This is a genomic window from Streptomyces sp., assembly GCF_031178505.1.
In the GTDB taxonomy this organism is placed as follows: domain Bacteria; phylum Actinomycetota; class Actinomycetes; order Streptomycetales; family Streptomycetaceae; genus Streptomyces; species Streptomyces gulbargensis.
Map to the genome: position 1 here is coordinate 1 of NZ_JAPSIW010001042.1, position 1659 is coordinate 1659.

At 72.8% G+C, this 1659-nt stretch carries 1 protein-coding gene and 1 pseudogene; both read left to right on the forward strand.

Annotated features, from left to right (window positions below; genetic code table 11):
- Window positions 1-380 (forward strand): annotated as a pseudogene (locus RIF68_RS36035) (ABC transporter substrate-binding protein); the annotation flags it as partial.
- On the forward strand, window positions 377-1390 hold the full coding sequence (locus RIF68_RS36040) for an ABC transporter permease (RefSeq protein ID WP_309055872.1): 1014 nt from the start codon (window positions 377-379) through the stop codon (window positions 1388-1390). The pseudogene RIF68_RS36035 and the gene RIF68_RS36040, both read left to right, overlap by 4 nt.
- Window positions 1391-1659: the final 269 nt, after the last annotated feature.

Genomic DNA, 1659 nt, shown 5'->3' on the forward strand with positions numbered 1-1659 from the left:
GGCTCGCGAATGCCGACAACGGCACCTGGGCCACACAGGTCATGGGCAACCAGGGTGACTGGGACCTCACGGTCTTCCCGATGATCTACGGGCAGCTGGCGCGCGGCGGCGTCCACTTCATCGGCGACGAACCGGCCGAGGGCCGCAACTTCGGCGCCGTCGACAACAAGGCGTTCCTCGCCGGGTACCGCGCGGCGACCACCACCGTCGACCGGAAGGCCAAGTGCGCCGCGTGGCAGAAGGCCCAGAAGGCCCTCCTGCAGGCGAACGACGTGGTGCCGCTCGCCACCGTCAACGTCCACTACGTCTTCCGCGAGGGCGTCTCGGCCGCCATCCCGGCAGGCGCCTTCGACCCCGTCACGCTGCGGATCGCCGAGTGACCGCGACACCGGTGCGCGCCCCCCTTCCCGGGGCCGGGAAGGACACGGGCCCGCGGCGCGGCCTCGCCCTCGGCCCGTGGGGCACCTTCCTGCTGCGCAGGCTGGCCGGACTCGTCGCCGTCGCCACCACCCTGGTCGTCGTCACGTTCCTGATCGTCCAGCTCATCCCCGGCGACCCGGCCCGCGTACTCGCCGGCGCCGACGCCTCCCCCGCGGACATCGAGCGTCTGCGCGGCCAACTGGGACTGGACCAGCCCGTGTCCGCGCGGTTCGCGGACTACGCGGGCGGACTCGTCCACGGGGACCTCGGCCTGTCGTTCCAGACGCGTGAACCGGTCGCCGACATCATCGCCACCAGGCTGCCCTTCACCGCCGAACTCGCCCTGCTCGCCGTTCTGGTGGTGCTCCTCGTCGCCGTTCCGCCGGGTCTGGTGATCGCCGTGCGCGGAAGCCGTCGTACGGACAGCGCCTTCACCCTCACCACGTCGCTGGTGGGAGCGACCCCCGAGTACGTCATCGGCACCCTCCTGGTGCTCGTCCTCGCGGTCACCCTGGGCGTCCTCCCCGCGGCCGGCGCCGAGACACCGGCGTCCCTGGTCCTGCCCGTGGCGGCGATCGCCCTGCCCGGGAGCTGTGTGATGGCGCGCATCGTGCGCCGCGAGGCCGCCTCCGTACTCGCCCAGGACTACATGCGTACCGCGCGGGGGCGCCGGCTGCCGCCGCTCACGCTGTACACCCGGCACGCCCTGCCCAACCTGCTCACCGCCGCACTGACCCTCGGCGGACTCATCCTCGCCTCCCTCCTCGGCGGCACCGTGATCGTCGAGTCCGTCTTCGCCTGGCCGGGCATGGGACAGCGCGTGGTCGAGGCGATCCTGGCCCGCGACTACCCGGTCATCCAGGGCTGCGTACTCGTTCTCGGGCTGCTCGCCGCTCTCCTCAACCTCGTGGTCGACGTGGTGCTCGCTCTGCTCGACCCACGCACTCTGGCCGGAAAGGGTGGTCACTGATGCGTACGGCATCCCCGAGCCCCGTACCCCTTCGCTCCCCGCGCCGGAACCCGGCCCTGTAGGCGGGGGCGACCGGCCTGGTCCTGATCGCCCTCCTGGGAGTGGCCGGCCCCCTGGTCTGGACCGACACGGCGACCGCACTGTCCGGTGCCGCCCGTGAGGGCGTCAGCGCCGAGCACTGGCTCGGCACCGACGCCCTCGGCCGCGACGTCCTCGCCCGCACCCTCGTCGCCACCCGGCTCACCCTGCTGATGACCCTGGCCGCCACC